16 protein-coding genes are annotated in these 16,279 nt (G+C 71.6%); 9 read left to right on the top strand and 7 right to left on the bottom strand.

Going from position 1 to position 16,279, the window contains the following annotated elements:
- Positions 1-24 precede the first annotated feature (24 nt).
- The 3 genes from K7B10_RS22985 to K7B10_RS22975 are packed head-to-tail and all read left to right on the top strand — an operon-like array spanning position 25 to position 2,433.
- Positions 25-1,176 carry a lipid-transfer protein gene (locus K7B10_RS22985; RefSeq protein ID WP_229338639.1) on the top strand — a complete coding sequence of 384 codons (1,152 nt, stop codon included), beginning with the start codon at positions 25-27 and terminating at the stop codon, positions 1,174-1,176.
- 4 nt (positions 1,177-1,180) lie between these two features.
- The gene (locus tag K7B10_RS22980) at positions 1,181-1,660 is read left to right on the top strand and encodes a Zn-ribbon domain-containing OB-fold protein (RefSeq protein ID WP_229338637.1); all 480 of its coding nucleotides are present in this window, start codon (positions 1,181-1,183) and stop codon (positions 1,658-1,660) included.
- Positions 1,657-2,433 carry an enoyl-CoA hydratase/isomerase family protein gene (locus tag K7B10_RS22975; protein WP_229338633.1) on the top strand — a complete coding sequence of 259 codons (777 nt, stop codon included), beginning with the start codon at positions 1,657-1,659 and terminating at the stop codon, positions 2,431-2,433. The genes K7B10_RS22980 and K7B10_RS22975 overlap by 4 nt, the downstream gene beginning before the upstream one ends.
- Positions 2,434-2,466: 33 nt before the next feature.
- Here K7B10_RS22975 and K7B10_RS22970 read toward each other — a convergent pair whose 3' ends face one another.
- Positions 2,467-2,952 (bottom strand): hypothetical protein, encoded by a 486-nt coding sequence (locus K7B10_RS22970; RefSeq protein WP_229338630.1) that lies wholly within the window; start codon positions 2,950-2,952, stop codon positions 2,467-2,469.
- Between the two features lie 188 nt (positions 2,953-3,140).
- Between K7B10_RS22970 and K7B10_RS22965 the strand changes: the two genes are divergently transcribed.
- From K7B10_RS22965 to K7B10_RS22955, 3 genes are read left to right on the top strand one after another with little or no spacing between them, the layout of a single operon-like run.
- Positions 3,141-4,451 (top strand): hypothetical protein, encoded by a 1,311-nt coding sequence (locus K7B10_RS22965; RefSeq protein WP_229338629.1) that lies wholly within the window; start codon positions 3,141-3,143, stop codon positions 4,449-4,451.
- A 38-nt stretch (positions 4,452-4,489) separates the two neighbouring features.
- Positions 4,490-4,990, top strand: a complete 501-nt coding sequence (locus K7B10_RS22960; protein WP_229338626.1) for a hypothetical protein — start codon at positions 4,490-4,492, stop codon at positions 4,988-4,990.
- A gap of 2 nt (positions 4,991-4,992) precedes the next feature.
- A complete protein-coding gene (locus K7B10_RS22955) occupies positions 4,993-5,502 on the top strand; it encodes a hypothetical protein (protein ID WP_229338623.1) in 510 nt (169 codons plus the stop codon).
- A gap of 99 nt (positions 5,503-5,601) precedes the next feature.
- Here K7B10_RS22955 and K7B10_RS22950 read toward each other — a convergent pair whose 3' ends face one another.
- The 3 genes from K7B10_RS22950 to K7B10_RS22940 form a co-directional block, all read right to left on the bottom strand.
- Positions 5,602-6,099 (bottom strand): peptidylprolyl isomerase, encoded by a 498-nt coding sequence (locus K7B10_RS22950; protein WP_229338621.1) that lies wholly within the window; start codon positions 6,097-6,099, stop codon positions 5,602-5,604.
- A gap of 56 nt (positions 6,100-6,155) precedes the next feature.
- Positions 6,156-8,570, bottom strand: a complete 2,415-nt coding sequence (afsK, locus tag K7B10_RS22945) for a protein serine/threonine kinase AfsK (RefSeq protein ID WP_229338617.1) — start codon at positions 8,568-8,570, stop codon at positions 6,156-6,158.
- Positions 8,571-8,782: 212 nt separating this feature from the next.
- Positions 8,783-9,583, bottom strand: a complete 801-nt coding sequence (locus K7B10_RS22940) for a VOC family protein (RefSeq protein ID WP_229338615.1) — start codon at positions 9,581-9,583, stop codon at positions 8,783-8,785.
- A gap of 306 nt (positions 9,584-9,889) precedes the next feature.
- Here K7B10_RS22940 and K7B10_RS22935 point away from each other — a divergent pair, with 306 nt between their 5' ends.
- A complete protein-coding gene (locus K7B10_RS22935) occupies positions 9,890-10,537 on the top strand; it encodes a TetR family transcriptional regulator (protein ID WP_053790587.1) in 648 nt (215 codons plus the stop codon).
- A gap of 124 nt (positions 10,538-10,661) precedes the next feature.
- On the opposite strand, the gene K7B10_RS22930 is transcribed toward K7B10_RS22935, so the two are convergent.
- Positions 10,662-11,135: a nitroreductase family deazaflavin-dependent oxidoreductase gene (locus K7B10_RS22930; RefSeq protein WP_229345309.1), complete on the bottom strand. Its 474-nt coding sequence runs from the start codon at positions 11,133-11,135 to the stop codon at positions 10,662-10,664.
- A gap of 5 nt (positions 11,136-11,140) precedes the next feature.
- Positions 11,141-12,340, bottom strand: coding sequence for an acyl-CoA dehydrogenase family protein (locus K7B10_RS22925; RefSeq protein ID WP_229338613.1), 1,200 nt, complete (start codon positions 12,338-12,340; stop codon positions 11,141-11,143).
- Between the two features lie 154 nt (positions 12,341-12,494).
- On the opposite strand from K7B10_RS22925, the gene K7B10_RS22920 reads away from it, so the two are divergent.
- Positions 12,495-13,712 (top strand): thiolase C-terminal domain-containing protein, encoded by a 1,218-nt coding sequence (locus K7B10_RS22920; protein WP_229338611.1) that lies wholly within the window; start codon positions 12,495-12,497, stop codon positions 13,710-13,712.
- A 41-nt stretch (positions 13,713-13,753) separates the two neighbouring features.
- Here K7B10_RS22920 and K7B10_RS22915 read toward each other — a convergent pair whose 3' ends face one another.
- On the bottom strand, positions 13,754-14,542 hold the full coding sequence (locus K7B10_RS22915) for a LuxR C-terminal-related transcriptional regulator (RefSeq protein ID WP_229338608.1): 789 nt from the start codon (positions 14,540-14,542) through the stop codon (positions 13,754-13,756).
- A gap of 569 nt (positions 14,543-15,111) precedes the next feature.
- Here K7B10_RS22915 and K7B10_RS22910 point away from each other — a divergent pair.
- A complete protein-coding gene (locus K7B10_RS22910) occupies positions 15,112-16,140 on the top strand; it encodes a HesA/MoeB/ThiF family protein (protein ID WP_229338605.1) in 1,029 nt (342 codons plus the stop codon).
- The last annotated feature ends 139 nt before the right edge of the window (positions 16,141-16,279 follow it).

Raw genomic sequence — 16,279 nt, 5'->3', positions numbered from 1 at the left:
ACTGGTGCAGCCCCGGAGGTGGCGATGGCGGCAACACTCAAGGACGCTACGGCGATAGTCGGGATCGGCCAGACCGCCTTTGCCAAACGGCTTCCCGAGTCCGAGAAGGAATTGGCCTGTCGCGCCGTCCTGGCCGCGCTCGCGGACGCCGGAATAGCGCCCTCCGAAGTCGACGCGTTCTCCTCGTACACGATGGAGGAGACCGACGAGGTCGAGGTCGCCAAGGCCATAGGCGCCGGTGACGTCACCTTCTTCTCCAAGATCGGCTACGGCGGCGGCGGCTCCTGCGCCACCGTCGGCCACCTCGCGGCAGCCGTCGCCACCGGGCAGGCGACCGTGGGCGTCGCCTGGCGCTCGCGCAAACGCGGCTCGGGCCCGCGCCCCTGGAAGAACACCGCGGTCCAGCTGCCCACCCCCGGCCAGTGGACCCGCCCCTTCGGGCTGCTGCGTCCCGCCGACGAGATCGGCATGCTGGCCCGGCGCTACATGCACGAGTACGGCGCCACCCGCGACCACCTCTTCAACGTGGCGATGGCCTGCCGCAACCGGGCCAACGAGAACCCGGCCGCGATGATGTACGAACGCCCGCTGACCCGCGAGATGTACATGACCTCCCGCATGATCAGCGACCCTCTCTGCCTCTTCGACAACTGCCTGGAGACCGACGGGGCGCTGGCCTGCGTGATCGTCTCCGCCGAGCGGGCCCGCGACTGCCGCCAGAAGCCCGTCTACGTCCACTCCGTCGCCCAGGGCCTGCCCGCCCAGCACCACGGGATGGTCAACTACTGGAACGACGACCCGCTGTCCGGGCCCGCCTGGACCGCCGCCCGGCACTTGTGGAAGCAGGCCGACTTCGGGCCCCAGGACGTGGACGTGGCCCAGATCTACGACGCCTTCACCCCGCTCATCCCGCTGTCCCTTGAGGGCTATGGCTTCTGCGGGCGCGGCGAGGGCGCCGCGTTCACCGAGGGCGGGGCCCTGGAGATGGGCGGCCGACTCCCGATCAACACCGGGGGCGGCGGGCTGTCCGAGGCGTACGTGCACGGCTTCAACCTGATCAACGAGGGCGTCAAGCAGCTCCGGGGAGTCTCCACCGCCCAGGTGCCGGACGCCGCGACCTGCCTGGTGACGGCGGGCGAGGGTGTCCCGACGTCCGCGATCCTGCTGAGGAGCTGACCCGATGACCACCACCACGGCCTCCGCCGCCGACTCCGCCCCGGCTTCCGCGGACGAGCTGCTCCTGCCCGTCCCCGACGAGGACGGCGCCCCCTTCTGGGAGTACGCCGCCCGGGGCGAACTCCGCGTCCAGGCCTGCACCGCGTGCGGCCGGCTCCGCTTCCCGCCCCGCCCGTGCTGCCCGCACTGCCAGTCCTTCGACTCCGAGTGGCGTCTGATGAGCGGCCGCGGCCGGATCTGGTCGTACGTACGGCCGCACCCGCCGCTGCTGCCCGCGTACGCCGCGCAGGCCCCGTACAACGTGATCCTCGTGGAGCTCGCCGACGCCCCGCGCATCCGCCTCGCCGGGAACCTCGTCACCTCGGCCGACGCCCCGCTGGACTCCGTGGACCCGGCCCGCCTGCGCATCGGCGCCCGCGTCCAGGTCGTGTTCACCCAAGTCCGCGGCATGTCCGTGCCGCGCTGGGTGCTGGAGAAGCAGTGACGGTACGGGTGGAGCGGGACAAGGCGAGCGGGGTCGCGGTCATCACCCTGGACCGCGAGCGCAGGCACAACGCGATCGACCTGGCCACGGCGGCGGAACTGGGCGCCGTGTGGCGGGAGTTCCGCCACGAGGAGGACGTACGGGCCGTCGTGCTGACGGGCGCCGGGCGGGCGGCCTTCTGCACGGGCATCGACCGCGGGGCGGAGGTCCCCCAGCCGCCCTCCCCGTACTCGGTGGACGATCCGCTGGCGGCGATCGGCCCGAAGGCGAACGACCTGTGGAAGCCCGTGGTCGCCGCCGTCAACGGCATGGCGTGCGGCGGGGCGTTCTACCTGCTGGGCGAGTCGGAGTTCATCGTCTCCTCCTCCGCGGCGACCTACTTCGACCCGCACACGACGTACGGGATGGTCAGCGCCTACGAGGCCGTGTACATGGCGCAGCGGATGCCGTTCGGGGAGGCCGCCCGGATGTCCCTGATGGGGACGGCGGAGCGGCTCTCAGCGCGGCGGGCCTACGAGATCGGCCTGGTCTCCGAGCTGGCCGAGCCCGGGGAGCTGCTGCCTGCGGCGCTGCGGGCGGCCGGGACGCTGGCCGGCTATCCGACGGAGGCCGTGCAGGGCACCGTACGGGCCCTGTGGTCGGCGAAGCAGGCCGCGCTGCAGCAGGCGCTGGCGCAGGCCCCGGCGCTGATCTCACTGGGGAACCTCCCCCCGGAGCGGCAGGCGGACCTGTTCACGGGGCGCCGGGCGGCGCCGGAGCCGCGGATCCGCTAGCCGGACGGCGCGCTCCGGCCTGCCGGCAGGACGCTAGTTGATCGTGCCGACGACGCAGGTGCTGACGTCGGCCGCCTTGTCCTTCCGGGTCATCTTGGCGGTGACGGTCTGCGTCTCGCGGGCCTTGAGCGAGACCGGGACGGTGGTGCGCTCCACGACGCCGCCCGCGCCCTGGAAGACCACCGGCACGTTGACGAGGCGCGTGGTGTCCACGTCCGAGGTCACCTTGAGCACGGCCTGCGGGCTGCCGGGACCGGCGCAGGTGACGACCTGGGCGTGGGCGGGCGGGCCCGCGCTCTTGGTGGGCGACGGGGTCGACTTGCCACTGCCGTTGCCGCCACTGGTGCTGCCGCTACTGCTGTTGCTGTCGTAGCTGCTCCGCTTCTTGGAGCTGGAGCAGCCGCCACCACCGCCGTTGCTCTTCGAGCCGTGGCCGTGCCCGCGGGACGAAAATCCGGTGAGCGCGAAAACGACCGCGACCAGCACCGCTGTGAACCTGATCCGACGTCCAGCCACCATGGCTCGAAACCCCTCCCCTGGACAACGGCGGGCCACGCTATCACCGCTTGCCCCGTTCACAGTTGCCATGCATATGATCAAACCCGGCCAACGGGGAGGCGCACCATGTCCGGTTCCTTGCGGCGCAGTCGAAGGTGAAGACGCTGTGAAATCTGTAAGGGGATCCGGTGCTGACCTACTACGAAGTCATGACCACGGACCTGGGTCTGTTGACCACGGCAGCCGCCAAATGGGAGGAAATGGCGGGTGAGCTGAAGAAGGTCGAGACCCGCTACGGCGACTCCGTGCAAAAGATCACGCTGGGCGGGGAGACCTGGAACGGAGTCAGCCAGCAGACCGCCCATACGAGCTTCGCGGCGACCCGCTACGAATACACCGCCGCGCAGGCCCAGGCGAAAGCGATCGGGAGCCTGCTGCGCGACGCGCACGAGAAGTTCACGGACCTGAAGAACAAGCTGGAGAGCGCGCGCGACGACGCGATAGCCGCCGGCATGACGGTCTCCGAGCAGGGACACGTCGCCTTCGACTGGTCGAAGCTGACACCCTCCGAACGCAGCGCGTACCACCACGACCCCGACGGCCAGAAGACGGTCGGCGACGCCGTCACCAAGTGGCAGAAGCACATCGACGACCGTGTGAAGGCCGTCGCCGAACTCGACTCCAACGTCAAGACGGCCCTCAGCGCCGCCGTCGTCGACAGCAACCGGGACGCCTTCGGCAAGGGCAACGACGAAACGCTCACCGGATTCAACCGCTACGCCGAGGGCGACCTGGACAAGGCCCCGAAGAAACTCGACGACGGTTCCGGGGACAAGCCCAAGGAAGACGACGGCTTCACGTTCACCGGGCCCGACGCGGGCATGAAGCTCACCGGCACCAAGTACGGCAAGGAGGGGTCGTTCAAGCTCTACGCCGACCTCTTCCACATGACGTACAAGGGCGAGTACAACAACGGGGCATTCAACCTCGGTGGCGTGGACGACATGTATCTGGGAGCCAGGGCCACCGCGAACTACGGATTCACCAACAAGGGCATCACGGCCAAGGCCGAGGCGTCCGCGGGCATCCGGGCGATGCTGGAGGGGCACGCCAACTACGGGATCGTCGGCGGCTACGGTCGCTTCGAGGGATTCGCCGGCGGCGAGGCCTCCGCCGGCGCCACGCTGGGCAAGGAGGGCTTCAACGGAAACTTCAAGGCGTTCGCGGGCGAGAAGGGCAGCGTCGCCACGGGCGGGGAGGTCGCCGGGCTCGGTGCCGGCGCCACGGCCGAAGGCTGGTACGGCGCGGGCGCGGAATTCAAATGGGACTTCGGCAAGGGTGAGGACGGCAAGTACCACTTCGGCGGCAAGGGCGGCCTGGCCCTCGGGGTCGGCGGCGCCGTCGGAGGCGAGTTCACGGTCGACCCCGGCAAGGTCAAGGACGTCGCGGTCGACGCGGCCGACTGGGTGGGCGACACGGCCGGCTCCCTCAAGGGCGAAGTCACCAGCTGGCTCCGCTGATCGACTGATGTACTCCCCTCGTGGAAGGAGGGCCTGAAATGCCCACGACCCTGCCGGTGCCCATCGAGTTCAGCCTGCCCGACGGCTGGCGGTCCGCCCCTCCGGACGAGGTGGGCGCGCCGGGCGTGGCGTTCATCGCGCTGCACGAGCACCCCGACGACGGGTTCACCGCCAACATCACCGTCGACGGCGACTTCCGCCCGGACGGGGCGACGCTCGCCGACATGGCCGAGGAGTCGGTGGAGCGCCTGCGCCGGGCCGCCGCCGAGTCGGTGACGGTGACCAGCCGCCGCGAGCTCGGCTCCGAGGCCTCTCCCGGGCTGGCCCAGCGGCTGACCCTGTCGGCCGTGGGGGGCGGCGTGCGCCGCGACCTCGTCCAGTCCCACGTCTACCTGGCCGTACTGGACCAGGAGGACCCGCACCGGCGTGCGGTGATCCGGCTGATCCTGACCTCGACCACGGCGCAGGAGGACGGCGTCCTGGGCGACTTCCAGGAGTTCCTGCGCACGGTCAGCCTCGACACCGGGACGGAGGCGTAGCGATGGGCCGCCTCTGGGACAAGTACATGGGCACGGTGCGCGCCGACGCGGGAGCCACCGCGATCCCCACCCAGGAGCTGCGGGCCGCGCTGCTCGCTCTGAACGGCACCGGTGTGGTGTTCAGCGTCCGCGAGGCGGGCGGCGGGGGCGCCGATCTGGTGGCGGACTGGAAGGTCATGGAACCCGCCACCGGCTCGGGAATGAGCCGCCGGCAGGTGGAGCGGACCTTCAAGGTCTGGATGCGCCTGCTCCCCCGGGAGCGGGAGGTGCGGGCCATGGACGAGCAGTGGGCGGTCACCCGGGCCGGGAACCCGCCCGGGCGGACCGTGCAACGCGAGCACGGCCGCGGCCCGATCCGCCACGTGCAGAAGCAGTGGACCTTCGAGCGGGGGCCCGACGGCCGCCGCCGGAAGGTCGAGTCGTTCCGCATGGACACCCGGGACCTGAAGGACCCGCTGCGCAAGACGGTCCTCGGGGCGGGCTGGAGCTGGCACGGGGTCCGCAAGCTCTGACCCGGACGGCGGCCGGGGCGCCCCGGGCATGGCGGCGGCCCCGACCCCCGTGAAGGGGGCGGGGCCGACCAGCCGGTACGGCGGGTGGTGCGGGGTCGATCAGGCCTTCTCGACGACGCCCGAGGCGGCGATCTCGATCTTGCCGCGGGTGGCGCCCGAGGGGGTGCCGAGCTTCTCGATCGTGTCGACGATCTCGGAGCCCTCGACGACCTCGCCGAAGACGACGTGCTTGCCGTCCAGCCACGGGGTGACGACGGTGGTGATGAAGAACTGCGAGCCGTTGGTGTTGCGGCCGGCGTTCGCCATCGACAGCAGGTACGGGCGGTCGTGCTTCAGCGTGAAGTTCTCGTCGGCGAACTTCTCGCCGTAGATGCTCTTGCCGCCGGTGCCGTTCTGGTTGGTGAAGTCGCCACCCTGCAGCATGAACTGCGGGATGACGCGGTGGAACGGCGAGCCCGCGTAGCCGAACCCGTGCTGGCCGGTGGCCAGCTCGCGGAAGTTCTTCGCGGTCTGCGGGACGACCTCGTCGAAGAGGTTGAAGACGATGCGGCCGGCAGGCTTGCCGTCGATGTTGATGTCGAAGTAAACGTTGCTCATGGGGTCCATCCTGTCACTCCCGGTGCCGCACGCGACTCGGAGGGGCCCGAAAACCCTCACCCGGCCGTACGGGTGCCCGTGCCCTTGGCCGCGTCCAGGGCGTAGACGCAGCGGTCCTTGCTGCATGCGTAGACCACGCCCGCCTCGGCCACCGGCGCGCCCGTGATCTCCCCGCCCGTGGCCAGCTTCCAGCGCAGCTGGCCGCCCGCCGCGTCCAGGGTGTACAGGCAGTGGTCGGCCGAGCCGAAGTGCACCCGGCCGTCCGCGACCGCAGGCAGGCCGGTGATCTCGCCGCCCGCCGCGAAGCGCCACTTCGGGGTGCCGGTGACCGCGTCGAGCGTGTACAGCGCGCTGCCGGCGCCCAGGTGGACGTTGCCGTTCGCGACCACCACCGGGTCCGAGGACTGCCGTGCCTCCGTCGCGATCCGCCAGCGGTCCTGGCCGGTGGCCGCGTCCAGGGCGTAGACCGTGCCCAGGTAGTCGGCGAGGTAGACCCCGCCGCCCGTGACCGCCGCGCCGGGCGCGAAGGCCGGGGCGGCCAGGAAGACCGCCGGGGCCTCGAAGTGCCAGCGGACCCGGCCCGAGGCCCGGTCCACGGACAGCACGCGGGTGCCGGCCGCGATGTAGACGTTGCCGTCCGGGGCCGGCGTGACCCGCACGGGGACGTTGCCGCAGGAGGCGGCGTCGCCGACCGGGTACGACCAGGCCTCAAGGCCGCTGCGGGCGTCCAGGGCGCGCAGCCGCGCGTCCTGCCACACGTACACCGTGCCCTCGTGCAGGACGGGGGCCGCCTCCGGGGTCTCGAAGTCGCTCTGGGCGCCGGTCAGCTCCCACAGCTTCTGGCCGTTGGAGGCCTCCCAGCCCTGTACGCCGCCGCCGCGCGTGGAAGTGACGACGGTGCCCCGGTCGGCGCGCAGCGCGTACACCCAGGCGTCGGTGTTCAGCCGCCAGCGCTCGGAGCCGTCACCGGCGTCGAGGGCGTAGAGGGAGGGCCCGTCGGAGGCGTGGATGCGGCCGTCCGCGACGGCCATGGACCAGGCGACGTCGCGCGTCTTGAACTGGCGGCGGCCGCTGGCCACGTCCAGCGCGTGCACCTCGAAGGAGGTCACGTACAGCAGGTCGCCGGCGACGGTCGGGGTGCCCCAGACCTCGTTGGACATGCGGAAGCGCCACGGCCGCCAGCGGCCGCTGTCGGGTCCGGCGGCCGGCGAGGGCACCACGGCCGAAGCGGGGGAGGACGCCGGGGCGTGGGAGGCGGCCGGGCCGCCGCCCGGCGGGCGGACCCAGCCGGTCGCCGAGTCGGCGGCGGCCGCGTGCGCGGCGGGCGCCGCGGCGCTCGTACGCGGCCCGGGCCCGATCGGCACCGGCGAGCCGCCGAGCCGGACGGGCTCGCCGGACGGCGCCGGGGACACCGGCCGCGGCGGGTGCTGCGGACGCTGGGGGACGGCCTGGCCGGTACGCGGGTCGACCCACGGATCGGCGCCGCCGGCGCCGCCCGGCTCCCTGCGGTGCGTCGCCGCGTCGGAGCCGCGCCCGGGGGAACGGCCGGGCGCCGGTACGGGCGCGACGGCCGTACGCTGCCCCGCCCGCCGGGCCTCGATCATGGCGACGGCCCGGCCCGGCAGCCACGCCGAGGCGGTGCCGCTGTCGTCGCCGCCGTCGAAGAGGTGTGGGGCGAGCTGCGCCTGCAGGTCGGCCGGGGTCGGGCGCTGGGTCGCGTCCATCTGCATGCAGGAGTCGATCAGCGGCCGCAGCTCGTCCGGGAGCCCCTCCAGGTTCGGCTCGTCGCGCAGCAGCATGAACACCGTCTCCACCGGGTTGGCCCCGTGGTACGGCGGATGGCCGGTCGCGGCGAAGACGAGGGTGGAGCCGAGGGAGAAGACGTCGCTGGCGCCCTTGACGCTGCGCGAGTCCTTCGCCTGCTCGGGCGACATGTACGCGGGCGTGCCGACGGCGACGTTCGTCATGGTCAGCCGGGTGTTGGAGACACCGCTCGCGATGCCGAAGTCGATCACGCGCGGGCCGTCCTCGACGACGAGCACGTTGGACGGCTTCAGGTCTCGGTGGACGAGGCCGGCGCCGTGGATGGACTGCAGGGCCTCGGCGATGCCGGCGGCGAGCCACCGTACGGCCTGGGCGGGCATCGGCCCGCACTCGTTGACGATCTCCTCCAGCGAGGGCGCCGGGACGTACGCGGTCGCCAGCCACGGCACGGCGGCCCGCGGGTCCGCGTCGACCACGGCCGCCGTGTAGAAGCCGGACACGGCCCGCGCCGCCTCCACCTCACGGGTGAAGCGCACCCGGAACAGCTGGTCCTCGGCGAGCTCGGTCCGCACCGTCTTGATCGCCACCCGGCGCCCGGATGCCGACCGCGCGAGATAGACCAGCCCCATGCCGCCGGCGCCGAGCCGTCCCAGCACCTCGAAGGGGCCGATCCGTCTCGGGTCGTGCTGCGTCAGCTGCTCCACCACTCGCCTCACAATCCCCGTACGGGCCCTCGCCGGGCCCGTTCCCACCTGCACGCGCGCCGGCACGGCGGTCGGCCCCGTGCAGCGTCTCACCCCGGGCGCCGCCCGGGGTCGCGCAACCCGATTCTGTCAGGCCCGCGCGAGGGGCGCGTCGTCACAGTCCGGGCCCGACCGGGCCCGGACGCGAACGGGCCCGGACATCCCCTCGACACCGCCTACCCGTGCGGGACCGTACGGGGCTCCGAAAGGAGGGCGAAGACCGCGCCCTGGTTGTCGGCGACGACCGCGATCCGCCCGTGCGGCGTGTCGAAGGGGTCGGCGGTGACGCGGCCGCCGAGCCGCCTCACCGTCGCGACGGACTCGTCCACGTCCGGGACGGCGAAGTACACGAGGAAGTGCGCCGGCATGATCTCCGGGAAGGCGTCGGTGATCAGGCTGCGCCCCAGGACGGCGGTCTCGGCCCCGGGCCGGCTGCCGGGCGGGGACCACAGGCGGTATTCGATGCCGCTGCCCGCGTCGTCCTGGTCCTCGGGGACGTAGCCGAAGACGTTGGCGTAGAAGACGTCGACCGCGTCGCGGGCGCGCGTGTAGACCTCGCTCCAGCAGTACGTGTACGGCTCCTGCTGGGCCTCGAAGCCGTGGTGGGTGCCGGGCTGCCACAGCCCGAAGACGGCCCCGCCGGGGTCGGCGGCCAGCGCTGCGCCCCCGTACGGGCCCACCGGCTGGGGGTCCATGACCATCTGGCCGCCGGAGGCGCGGATGCGGGCGGCGCACGCGTAGGCGTCGACGGTGTAGAGGTAGATCCCCCAGACGGTGGGCATGCGGCCGTCGGGTTTGGGGGCGAGGGCGGCGACGTTGCGGCCGCGGCTGTAGGCCTGGGTGTAGCCGCCGTATTCGGGGCCGGCACCGGCGGAGAAGGTCCACCCGAAGAGCTCACCGTAGAAGCGCTTGCCGGCCTCGACGTCCGGCAGCGAGGCGTCCACCCAGCAGGGTGTGCCCTCCGCGAATGCGGCCATGGCCCGGTTCCTTCCGTTGTGCCCCTCTGTGCCCCTCAGCCATGATCTGCCCGAAAACTTGTCCACAGCCTGTTGACAAGACTAATCGGGGGATTTCGAGAGGAAGCGGGCGGGGCGGGCGGGGCTCCGCCCGCCCGGATTTCGCACCGGATCTGTGCGGAATGCGCCCGGAATCGGCACGTCCGCCGCCCGGAAACCGCCACCCGGAGCGGCCCGGGGCGCCGCCTTCGCCCAGGCCAGGTGTCACGTAACCCCATTTGCAGGCGGCCGAATCGCGCGCAGATCACCCCTCGGTAAGCTGACGGCATGACAGGACAAGTACGCACCGTCGACGGCCGCGTTGCCGGCCGGCGCGGTCAGGCGACGCGGCAGAAGCTGCTCGACTGCCTCAGCGAGATGCTCAGCTCCTCGCCGTACCGCGACGTCAAGGTGATCGACGTCGCCCGCAAGGCCGGCACCTCTCCCGCGACCTTCTACCAGTACTTCCCGGACGTCGAGGGCGCCGTCCTGGAGATCGCCGAGCAAATGGCCACGGAGGGCGCGCAGTTGACGGCGCTCGTCGAGGGCCGCAACTGGGTCGGCAAGGCCGGCTGGCAGGCCGCCGAGGAGCTCGTCGAGGGTTTCCTGGACTTCTGGCGGCGCAACGACGCGATCCTGCGGGTCGTCGACCTCGGTGCGGCCGAGGGCGACAAGCGCTTCTACAAGATCCGCATGAAGATCCTGAACTCCGTCACCAACTCCCTCACGGAGTCGATGAAGGAGCTCCAGGCCAAGGGCAAGGTCGACAAGGACCTCAGCCCGGCGGCGATGGCGGGTTCGCTGGTCGCGATGCTGGCCGCGGTCGCCTCGCACCAGAAGGGCTTCCAGACCTGGGGCGTCAAGCAGGCCGAGCTCAAGCCGAACCTGGCGCTGCTCGTCCACCTGGGCATCACCGGGAAGAAGCCGACCAAGTAGCGGCGGACCCTCCCCGGGTCCGCCGCCCTCCCTCCTCCGCGTCCCCTCTCCCGATCCCGCTCGTCCTCCCCGCTTCGCCTTCCTCGCTCGTCTTCCCAGCTCTCCTACCGGCCGGCCGCCGCGATCAGCGACGCTCCAGGCGGAACAGCCGGATCTCGCGCTCGATGCGCGCCTGGTACGTCGCGTACGGCGGCCAGAACCCCAGCACGGCCTGCCACGCCGCCGCGCGCTCCGCGCCCTCCAGCAACCGGGCCCGTACGGCGATGTCCTGACCCTTCCAATTCACGTTCGCGTCAGGGTGCTTGAGCAGGTTCGCGGTCCACGCCGGATGTCCGGGGCGGCCGAAGTTGGAGCCGATCAGGAGCCAGCTGACGCCCCCCTCCTCCGGCATGCAGGCGAGCGGCGTGGTGCGCGGCTCGCCCGTCTTGGCGCCCTTGGCGGTCAGGATCACGCCGGGGAGCATCTGGGCACTGAGCATGACCTTGCCGCGGGTCAGCTTGTGCACCGCCTTGTCCATTGCGGGGATGAAGTGCGGTGCGAGCTTGGCGAACAGCATGGTCGAGGAGACCTTCTGCATCAGCTTGACGCCGGCTGTCATGGGCATCAGACGGCCACCTTCTCCTGTGGGGTGGTGAACAGGCCCGAGCGGTGGGCGGCGTGCGCCCGCAGCCGGTGGACGGGGCCGAAGAGCAGCTCGTCGGCCGCGGCCCGTTTGAAGTACAGGTGCGCGTCGTGCTCCCAGGTGAAGCCGATGCCGCCGTGCAGCTGGATCGCCTCGCCGGCCGTGATCCGCAGGGCTTCGAGGGCCTGGGCGAGGGCGAGGCCGCCCTGCCGCGGGTCCCAGGCGGCGTAGTAGGCCGCCGATCGGGCCGCCTGGACGTGTACGTAGAGGTCGGCGAGCCGGTGTTTGACCGCCTGGAACGACCCGACGGGCCGTCCGAACTGCTCGCGCTGGCGTACGTACTCCACCGTGCGGGCCAGCGCCTGCCCGGCCGCGCCGACCGCCTCGGCGGCGAGGACGGCGGCCGCGGTGCGCCCGGTGGCGGCGAGCGCGTCGAGGACCGCTTCGCCGGTGGCGTTGTCGGCGTCGGCGCCGAGCAACTCTGCTGGGGTGTCGCGTAGTTGGACGCGGGCCTGCGGCCGGGTCTCGTCGAGGGTGACCTGCCGCGACCGGGCCAGGCCGGGCGCGTCCTCCCGCACGAGGAACAGCAGGGTCCGGCTGCGGGCGAACCCGCCGGCGTGCGCGGCGACCAGCAGCAGGGAGGCGCTGTGCCCGTCGAGCACCTGGGCGGCCTCCCCGTACAGGCGCCAGCCGCCGCCCTCGCCGGGCCGGGCCTGCACCCCGCCGGCCCGGCCCCCGCCGGCCCACTCCCCGGGGGTGTTGTCGCCGGTCAGAGCGAGGGCGGTGGAGAGGGCCGGGCCGGGGACGGCGAGGGCGGCGGTGAGGCGGCCCGCGGCGAGATCCGGGAGCAGTCCGGAGCGCTGCGCGGCGGTGCCGAGGGCGGTGATCAGCGGCACGGCGAGCGCGGCGGTGGCCAGCAGCGGCGACGGCAGCAGCGCCCGGCCGGTCTCCTCGCAGGCCAGTGCCAGGTCGGCGGGGGCGCAGCCGACGCCCCCGTACTCCTCGGCGACGGCGATGCCGGGCAGGCCGAGCTGTTGCGCGAGCTGCTGCCAGAGCTCGCGGTCGTGTCCGGCGGCGGTGCGGACGGCGGCCTTGACCTCGTCCGGACCGCAGCGTTTGCCCAGGATCTCGCGCAGGGTGCGGCGCATCTCGTCCTGCTCCGCGGTGAAGGCGGCATCCATCGTCGGGCTCCTCCCCGTATCTGACGGGCCGTCATGTTAGGGCGGGCGGCGGCAGATGCACAGGGGGCGGGGACCCGGGGATCGACGGGGGGGCCACGGGGATCGCGGCGCACGGGCTAGAAACTGACGCTACGTCAGATGTACTTTCTGGTGCATGCCTGCACCCACGCCCGGACCCGTATCCGGACCCACGACAGAACCCCGCGACGGACGCCGCCGGGTCGCCGTCGTCGGCGTCGCCCTCTCCGACTGCGGCCGGGTGGACGGCCCCACCCCGTACGCCCTCCACGCACAGGCCGCCCGCCGCGCCCTGGCCGACTCCGGCCTGGACCGCTCCGTCATCGACGGCTTCGCCTCGGCCGGCCTCGGCATCCTCGCGCCGGTGGAGGTGGCCGAGTACCTGGGGCTGCGCCCCACCTGGGTCGACTCCACCTCGGTGGGCGGCTCGACCTGGGAGGTGATGGCGGCGCACGCGGCGGACGCGATAGCCGCCGGGCACGCCAACGCCGTGCTGCTGGTCTACGGCTCGACGGCCCGGGCCGACATCAAGGCCCGGCGGCGCACCTCGAACCTCTCCTTCGGGGCGCGCGGACCGCTGCAGTTCGAGGCGCCGTACGGGCACACGCTGGTCTCGAAGTACGCGATGGCCGCGCGCCGCCACATGCACGAGTACGGGACGACGCTCGAACAGCTCGCCTCGGTGGCGGTCCAGGCCCGGGCGAACGCGGCGACGAACCCGGACGCGATGTTCCGCGACCCGATCACGGTCGACGAGGTCCTGTCCGGCGAGATGATCGCGGACCCGTTCACGAAGCTGCACTGCTGCATCCGCTCGGACGGCGGCTGCGCGGTGCTGCTGGCCGCGGAGGACTACGTACCGGACACGGCGAAGGAGCCGGTCTGGATCCTGGGCTCGGGCACGGCGGTCTCCCATACGACGATGTCGGAGTGGGAGGACTTCACGGTCTCCCCGGCGGCGGTCTCGGGCCGCATGGCGTTCGAGCGGGCGGGGGTGACTCCGGCAGACGTCGACATCGCGCAGATCTACGACGCGTTCACGTACATGACCCTGGTCACCCTGGAGGACCTCGGCTTCTGCGCGAAGGGCGAGGGCGGGGCCTTCGTGGAGAAGGGCCGCCTGCTGCGGGAGGGCGAACTCCCGGTCAACACCGACGGCGGTGGCCTGTCGGCCTGCCACCCGGGCATGCGCGGCCTGTTCCTGATCGTCGAAGCGGTCCGCCAGCTGCGCGGCGAGGCGGGCCCCGACCGCCAGGTCACCCGCCGGGGCGGCCGCCTCCCGGAGGTGGCGGTGGCGTCGGGCACGGGCGGCTGGTTCTGCTCGTCGGGAACGCTGGTCCTGGGGCGGGGGTAGCCCCCCCCGGACGCGGACCCCGGCGCGCCCCGCCGCAGCCCTCAGCTCTCGGCGTTCTCCGCGCTCAGCACTTGGGACGCGGCCAGGAGGAATCCCAGCTGGGCGCGGTTCTTGCTGCCCAGCTCGGCACTGAGCTTCGCGATGTGGGCACGGCAGGTGCGCACGCTCATGCCCAGGCGTCGGGCGATGGACTCGTCCATGTGCCCCTCGACGAGGAGCCGGCCGATCGTGCGCTGCACCTCGGGCAGGGAATCACCGACGCGGGTCTCGGTGACGCCGGGTTCGGCCAGCGGGGAGGCTCGCGCCCAGGCGGTCTCGAACACGCCCGCGAGGTATTCGACGAGGGCCGGCTCCCGGATCTCCAGCGCTTCCTGGCGGTCGTTCCGCGCCGGCACGAAGGCCACCTTCCGGTCGAAGACCATCAAGCGGTCGAAGAGCTCGTCCAGGGTCCGGACCTCGATGGGACCGATTTCGAGCATCCTCTCCATGTAGGCCAGCGTGGGCTGGTTGTGGCGGACGGTGTGCTGGTAGAGGGTCCGCATGCGCACGCCGCGTTCCAGGGGGCCCCGCCCCCGGTCGACGGCGTCGGCGAGCGTCGAGGGGGCGCGCCCGCCACCGGGCTGGGCGGTCAGGATCTCGTCGCGGGTGGCCGCGGTGGCCTCGTCGAGGGCGGCGTTGATCGCCGGAAGCCCCTTCAGCAGCGTGACGGATCCACCGCTGCGGTCGGCATTGGCCTCATAGACGTCCTGGACGGGGTCGAGCACGCTCTGGAGCTCGGCGACCCGCTGGGCGTTGCGCCGTATCTCGTCCTCGATGGGCCGGATGAGCATGGCCAGCGCCGCGGAGGGGCGGACAGCCGCGACGCGGTGCGGCGGACCGGGGAGCGACTGGAGCAGCCCCAGGCCGACGAGGCACGGGGGAAGCGTCGGCGCGTCTGCGACACCCGTGCGAACGCAGTCGGCGTACAGAGCGAGAGCGGTCGCGCACAGTTGCGCCTCCGTACCGCACACTTTGTCCCGATTTGCACACTTCTGCACCCGGCTCACCTTCCAGCAATGTAACTACTGATCCACCCTAGCCGTTGATTACCGCCACTCCCGGGCGGCAGTATTCAGTCATCGGCCGAGAGCGACGCCGATGGAAAGCAAAAAAAGGGGGGGAGATGAGCAACGTCTTCCGAAAGACATTCGTAGGACTGTGCACAGCTCTGACGGTCTTCGCATTTTCCGCAGGACCCGCGTTCGCAGACACCTCGACAAGCGGCACCACCTTGAGCGCGCAGCCGCGCGATCTGGGTTGGGACTGAGCCTGCGCGACACGCTTCTGTGGCTGTTGAACGAAAAGGACCGAACGGCAGGGGTTGGCTGGAATGGGATCGATACGCCTTCGCCAGAGGGTGATGAAGCTCGTCGACGGCGAGAACATCAAACTCATCATGCGGAACCGCGGGATAGCAATACCGGACAGCCCTTCGAATCGACAGATTATTTCACAGCTCTCGAATGGCGTTCACCCGCAGGACCTGGACGTGAAGGCGCAGGGGGAGGACGGCGAGTTCGAAACGGACAGCCTGATATCCGCTCTCCACGGCATCCGCGCCCTGGAGGAGATCGATCTCCCTCACGACTTTTCACCGCTCGATCTGGAGAGAAACTCCCGCACGATCGAATTCCTGTCCGCCGAGGAAGGTGACGGAGCCAACCGGTTCGACATGCAGGCTCGAGTGCGCAACGCGCGGGTGCTGCTGATCGGGACAGGTGGTCTCGGGAGCTGGATCGCATACGGTCTGGCCGCCATGGGCGTCGGAGCAATCCGCCTGTGCGATCCGGACACGGTGGCCCTCTCGAATCTCAACCGTTCGATCCTGTACGACGAGAGCACGGTCGGCCGCCCCAAGGCCGAGGTGGCACGCGACCGGCTGAAGGCCTTCGCTCCCCGCCTCGACGTGGAATGCCGCATCGAATACGTGAAGGGGCCGGATGACGTGGCCCGCCTGGCCGAGGCCTGCGACCTCGTCATCAATGTGGCCGACCAGCCGCACCGGGTCATCCGGCGCTGGGTCGCCCAAGGGGCCCTGCAGTGCGGGGTCCCGGTCCTGGAGGCGGGAGGCGGCCGGATCGGTCCCTTCTTCTTCCCTGGTCAGTCGAGCTGTGCGGGGTGCCTGCAAGCCTCCCAGGCAGAGCCGGGGAGCCCGCGGGACGTCCTCGTCGAACAGGAGCCCGCCTTCCCCGGGCGCTCCGCCGGCTCCCTTGCCGCGTACCCCGCGTCCGAGTCCGGTGTCGTGCTGCTGGAGGCCTACCGCTTCCTTTCGGGCATGGCCGAGCCCCAGACGAAAAATGCTTACCTCGCAGAAGGAAAGAGCCTCTTCGATGGCAAGCGTATCGAGCTTCCCGTACACCCCGCGTGCCGGGTGTGTTCCGGGCGATGAACTTCCGGGAGACAGTTCTCTCCCGGTTGAATTGAATACGAGAAGGAGGTGTTTCAACATGCAGTTCGTCGAGATCGTGGCCGAGGAGTTCGAGGCCCTCAACAACATCGAGTACGCGTAATCCACGGGCCCATGGGGC

The organism is Streptomyces flavotricini, assembly GCF_020639365.1.
Lineage (GTDB): Bacteria > Actinomycetota > Actinomycetes > Streptomycetales > Streptomycetaceae > Streptomyces > Streptomyces flavotricini.
Note: the sequence above shows the minus strand (reverse complement) of the source record. Positions and strands in the feature narration are given on the sequence as shown.

What these genes read in the sequence shown, in the direction of transcription:
- K7B10_RS22970 (WP_229338630.1), bottom strand. Translation starts at nt 2,952, where the DNA reads ATGGTGGCTGGACGTCGGATCAGGTTCACAGCGGTGCTGGTCGCGGTC.
- K7B10_RS22940 (WP_229338615.1), bottom strand. Translation starts at nt 9,583, where the DNA reads ATGGCCGCATTCGCGGAGGGCACACCCTGCTGGGTGGACGCCTCGCTG.
- K7B10_RS22930 (WP_229345309.1), bottom strand. Translation starts at nt 11,135, where the DNA reads ATGACAGCCGGCGTCAAGCTGATGCAGAAGGTCTCCTCGACCATGCTG.
- K7B10_RS22915 (WP_229338608.1), bottom strand. Translation starts at nt 14,542, where the DNA reads ATGCTCATCCGGCCCATCGAGGACGAGATACGGCGCAACGCCCAGCGG.
- K7B10_RS22910 (WP_229338605.1), top strand. Translation starts at nt 15,112, where the DNA reads ATGAAGCTCGTCGACGGCGAGAACATCAAACTCATCATGCGGAACCGC.
- K7B10_RS22985 (WP_229338639.1), top strand. Translation starts at nt 25, where the DNA reads ATGGCGGCAACACTCAAGGACGCTACGGCGATAGTCGGGATCGGCCAG.
- K7B10_RS22935 (WP_053790587.1), top strand. Translation starts at nt 9,890, where the DNA reads ATGACAGGACAAGTACGCACCGTCGACGGCCGCGTTGCCGGCCGGCGC.
- K7B10_RS22925 (WP_229338613.1), bottom strand. Translation starts at nt 12,340, where the DNA reads ATGGATGCCGCCTTCACCGCGGAGCAGGACGAGATGCGCCGCACCCTG.
- K7B10_RS22950 (WP_229338621.1), bottom strand. Translation starts at nt 6,099, where the DNA reads ATGAGCAACGTTTACTTCGACATCAACATCGACGGCAAGCCTGCCGGC.
- K7B10_RS22965 (WP_229338629.1), top strand. Translation starts at nt 3,141, where the DNA reads ATGACCACGGACCTGGGTCTGTTGACCACGGCAGCCGCCAAATGGGAG.
- K7B10_RS22960 (WP_229338626.1), top strand. Translation starts at nt 4,490, where the DNA reads ATGCCCACGACCCTGCCGGTGCCCATCGAGTTCAGCCTGCCCGACGGC.
- K7B10_RS22955 (WP_229338623.1), top strand. Translation starts at nt 4,993, where the DNA reads ATGGGCCGCCTCTGGGACAAGTACATGGGCACGGTGCGCGCCGACGCG.
- K7B10_RS22980 (WP_229338637.1), top strand. Translation starts at nt 1,181, where the DNA reads ATGACCACCACCACGGCCTCCGCCGCCGACTCCGCCCCGGCTTCCGCG.
- K7B10_RS22920 (WP_229338611.1), top strand. Translation starts at nt 12,495, where the DNA reads ATGCCTGCACCCACGCCCGGACCCGTATCCGGACCCACGACAGAACCC.